The following is a 4,166-nucleotide window of genomic DNA, read 5'->3' as shown; positions in this document are numbered from 1 at the left end:
GCTTCGCGCCGGCGGGCTTGGGCGCCGCTGCCGGCTTGCTCGCCGCGCCGGCGCCCTCGAGGGCGGCCCGGAGGCGACGTGCGACGGGGGGTTCGATCGAGGACGACGGGCCCTTGACGTATTCGCCCATCTCCTTCAGCTTCTCGAGCGCGACCTTGCTGTCGACGCCGAGCTCGCTGGCGATCTCGTGTACGCGTGGTTTGGCAGCCACTTTTCTCCTGTTCCGGGTCCGACCCCGGGACAGGGGCGGACCATCAATGGCGGACGGGTCTCATTTCGAGCCGCTCATGAGTTGTCCATTAGCCGTTCAGCCTGTTCTCTACTTCGGAAGTGTCCAGCTCGCCGCTCACGCGAAGCGCGCGCCCGAAGGCGCGCCGTCGCTGGGCGAGTCGGAAGCACTCGAGCGTCGGATGCAGCCACGCGCCGCGCCCGGGAAGCACCGCCGACGTATCGACGACGACTCTGGTGTGCTGGGCGACGACCCTCAGAAGTGAGGACCGCGGGGCGCGCGAACGGCATCCGATGCACGTTCTGACCGGACCCATCCTACACCTCCACGCTGGGCGCCTTCCGACCGCTGCCCGTGCGGTCGGCGAGCCTCACGCCTGGTCGAGGATCGAATCCGGCTGGATGTCGATCTTCGCGCCGGTGAGCTTGGCCGCGAGGCGGGCGTTCTGGCCCTCCTTGCCGATGGCGAGCGAGAGCTGGTAGTCGGGGACCAGGGCCCGGACGGCGCGGGTGCCCTCGTCGATCACGTAGGCGCTCGTCACCTTGGCCGGCGACAGCGCCGAGGCCACGAACGTGGACAGGTCCTCGTTCCAGTCGACGATGTCGATCTTCTCGCTGCCGAGCTCGGCGGTGACCGCGCGCACGCGCTGCCCGAGCTCGCCGATGCAGGCGCCCTTCGCGTTCACGCCGGGCTGGTTCGCCCGGACCGCGATCTTCGTCCGGTGACCGGCCTCGCGCGCGAGCGAGACGATCTCGACGACGCCGGACGCGATCTCCGGCACCTCGAGGGCGAAGAGCTTGCGGACGAGCGCGGGGTGGGTGCGCGAGACCGTGATCGACGGCCCCTTCGCGCCCTTGGCGACGCTCGTCACGTAGACGCGGATCCGCTGGCCGTGCGGGTACTCCTCGCCGGGCACCTGCTCCTCGGGCGGCAGGATCGCCTCGACGGTGCCGAGGTCGATGTGCACCATGCGGGGGTTCGGGCCCTGCTGGATGATGCCCGCGACGATGTCGCCCTCGCGACCGCGGAACTCGCCGAGGACGGCGTCATCCGCGATGTCGCGCAGGCGCTGGTTGATGACCTGCTTCGCGGCGAATGCGGCGATGCGGCCGAAGTCGCTCGGGGAGTCCTCGGCCTCGCCGACGACGTTCCCCTCCTCGTCGTACTCGGGGACGAAGACCGAGACGTGGCCGGTCTTCCGGTCGAGGTGCGCGCGTGCGCCCTTCGGGTTCGCGTGGCCGTGCTGGGCGGGGTTGGTGTGCTTGAGGTAGGCCATCAGGATCGCCTGCTCGATGATCTGCACCAGTTCGTCGAACGGGATCTCCTTCTCGCGCTCCATCATTCGGAGCACGCTGAGGTCGATGTCCATTACGGCCTCCTCTATTCAGCTCTCGGTCCGCCCTCCCCTCTCGGGCGGAACACTCAAGCGTACCGGATGACAGGGGCTCCGTCCGCACGCGCCGACGACGTCGTCGCGGCCTCGACCACGCCGATCCACACGCCGATCCATCCGGGTTCCCGAGGTTCCCTCGCAGCGGCTGGCATGCTTGCGGGATGGACGCGCTCAACGACCTCGTGCTCGCCGCGGGCGACACGCTCTGGACCTGGATCGTGCTGCCCGTCGTGGTGCTGCTCGGCCTCTACTTCACGGTGCGCTCCGGCGTCGTGCAGTTCCGCCTCATCCCCGAGATGTTCCGGACCCTCACCGACAAGACCCCGCGCGACGAGTCGGGCGAGCCGCAGTCGGTCTCCGCATTCCAGGCGTTCACGATCTCCGCGGCTTCTCGCGTGGGCGTCGGCAACATCGCCGGCGTCGGCACCGCGATCGCGATCGGCGGGCCCGGCGCGATCTTCTGGATGTGGCTCATGGCCTTCATCGGCGGCGCCAGCGCGTTCGTCGAGTCGAGCCTCGGGCAGCTCTTCAAGGTGCGCGACAAGGACGGCTTCCGCGGCGGACCGGCGTACTACATCGAGCGCGGCCTCAAGGCCCGATGGGCCGGCATCCTCTTCGCGGTCATCCTGATCGTCTGCTTCCCGTTCGCGTTCTCGTCGCTGCAGGCGAACACGATCAGCGCGTCGCTGACCGGGGCGGTCGCGCCCGACGGCGGCGCCGAGTGGATCGCATGGGTCGCCGGGGCGGTGCTCGCCGTGCTCACCGGGCTCGTCGTCTTCGGCGGCGTGCGGCGCATCGCGCACGTCACGCAGGCCGTGGTCCCGCTGATGGCGCTGCTGTACCTCCTGGTCGGGCTCATCATCGTCGCGATGAACATCACGCGACTGCCCGAGGTGTTCGCCTCGATCTTCACCGAGGCGTTCGGGTTCAACGAGGTGGTCGGGGCGACGCTCGGCACGATCATCCTCACGGGCGTCAAGCGCGGCATGTTCTCGAACGAGGCGGGCCTCGGCTCGGCGCCGAACGCCGGCGCGAGCGCCGCGGTCACGCACCCGGTCAAGCAGGGGCTCGTGCAGACGCTCGGCGTCTACTTCGACACGTTCCTCGTGTGCACCATCACGGCGTTCATCATCCTCGTCTCGAACCCCGACCTCGCGGGCGCGGAACGCGGCATCGGCCTCACGCAGGACGCGATGGTCGCGAACCTCGGGCCGTGGGCGAGCATCCTGCTCACGATCGTCGTGTTCCTGCTCGCGTTCAGCTCGATCCTCGGCAACTACTACTACGGCGAGTCGAACATCGAGTTCATCTCGCCGAAGCCGTGGCTGCTCACGACCTACCGCTCGCTCGTCGTCGTGGCGATCTTCGTCGGCTCGGTCGCCGCATCCGACCTCGTCTGGAACACGGCCGACGGGGTCATGGGCCTCATGGCGATCGTGAACCTCATCGCGATCGCCCTGCTCTCGGGCATCGCGTTCCGGCTGCTCCGCGACTACACGAGCCAGCGACGGCAGGGGCGCGATCCCGTGTTCACGCGCGACCTGCTCCCGGACGTCTCGGGCATCGAGTGCTGGGTCGACGAGCGCTCGGTCACGGGCCCGATCGACGTGTCGACCTCGAGGCACCAGGCCGAGAAGCACCGCGACCACCTGCACCACGAGGACTGAGCCGCAGCGCGACGCTGCTCACTCGGGCGTCGGCGGAGAGTTCACCCAGACGAGTTCGGCGACATCGCCCGCGGTGTTCGCGACGCGGTGCGGCGTGCTGCTCGGGAACACGACGGTGTCGCCCGTTCCAAGGTCGTAGGCCTCGCCCTCGAGCTCGACGCGGACGGCCCCCCGGGTGACGAGGATGACCTCCTCGGAGTCGCCGTGACGGTACTGCCGTGCACCGGTCGACCCGCCCGGCTCGATCGTGACGGCGTACATCTCGACGTGGCCGTGCGGGGGCTCGGTGAGGAACCACTTCACCATGCCGTCGCTCGCCGAGAACCTGCGGCGTCGGTCGGCACGCACCACCCGCCCAGCGGGAACCGGTCCAGGTGCCACGAGGTCGCCGAGGGAGACGCCGAGCGCATCCGCGAGGCGCCGGAGCGTGGCGACGCTCGCGTTGGTCCGACCGGTCTCGAGCTGGCTCAGGAAGCCCGACGTGACGCCCGCCTGCGCACCGAGTGCGCGCTGCGACATCCGCCTGGCCCGCCGGTACCGGCGCACCTGCTCGCCGACGCCCTCATCGCCCACGACGATCCCTTCTCGCTCGCCGCCGGGTGTTGACGCCGGGCATGGATTGCTGCTGAATAGCACTAAGCAACATGTTAAGCAGCACTCCTCCCCCACTTCACCGGATTGCGAGGCTCTCATCATGGCAGGACGAATGGGCACCACCCCCACGTCGGCGCGCATCGGACGCATCATCCGCGCACACGCCGAATCCGATCGCACCGGCGTTCCCGTCGAGGACGTGCTCGGCCGCGCGGACGACGGCCCGCCCGGCATCTCGAGGCGCACGCTGCTCCGCGGCGGCGCGGCCATCGGCGCCGGCGCC

General features: G+C 69.6%; 6 protein-coding genes. 2 read left to right on the top strand and 4 right to left on the bottom strand.

The genetic code is table 11. The annotated features are described in order from the left end of the window. The 3 genes from ESO86_RS12575 to nusA all read right to left on the bottom strand — a co-directional run. A partial coding sequence (locus ESO86_RS12575; RefSeq protein ID WP_165307773.1) for a translation initiation factor IF-2 N-terminal domain-containing protein occupies positions 1-211 on the bottom strand: 211 nt, incomplete at its 3' end. Positions 212-299: 88 nt separating this feature from the next. Further along, positions 300-545: a YlxR family protein gene (locus tag ESO86_RS12570; RefSeq protein WP_129235336.1), complete on the bottom strand. Its 246-nt coding sequence runs from the start codon at positions 543-545 to the stop codon at positions 300-302. Positions 546-599: 54 nt separating this feature from the next. Next, positions 600-1,598, bottom strand: a complete 999-nt coding sequence (gene nusA, locus ESO86_RS12565; RefSeq protein WP_129235335.1) for a transcription termination factor NusA — start codon at positions 1,596-1,598, stop codon at positions 600-602. A gap of 185 nt (positions 1,599-1,783) precedes the next feature. Between nusA and ESO86_RS12560 the strand changes: the two genes are divergently transcribed. Beyond that, positions 1,784-3,289, top strand: a complete 1,506-nt coding sequence (locus ESO86_RS12560) for an alanine/glycine:cation symporter family protein (RefSeq protein WP_129235334.1) — start codon at positions 1,784-1,786, stop codon at positions 3,287-3,289. Positions 3,290-3,307: 18 nt separating this feature from the next. On the opposite strand, the gene ESO86_RS12555 is transcribed toward ESO86_RS12560, so the two are convergent. Beyond that, entirely contained in the window at positions 3,308-3,862 is a 555-nt protein-coding gene (locus tag ESO86_RS12555; protein ID WP_165307771.1) for a helix-turn-helix domain-containing protein, read from the bottom strand. Positions 3,863-3,983: 121 nt separating this feature from the next. Here ESO86_RS12555 and ESO86_RS18980 point away from each other — a divergent pair. After that, positions 3,984-4,166: hypothetical protein (locus tag ESO86_RS18980; protein ID WP_165307769.1), on the top strand; the 183-nt coding region annotated here is incomplete at its 3' end.

It is taken from the genome of Agromyces binzhouensis, assembly GCF_004135055.1.
GTDB lineage: Bacteria > Actinomycetota > Actinomycetes > Actinomycetales > Microbacteriaceae > Agromyces > Agromyces binzhouensis.
Note: the sequence above shows the minus strand (reverse complement) of the source record. Positions and strands in the feature narration are given on the sequence as shown.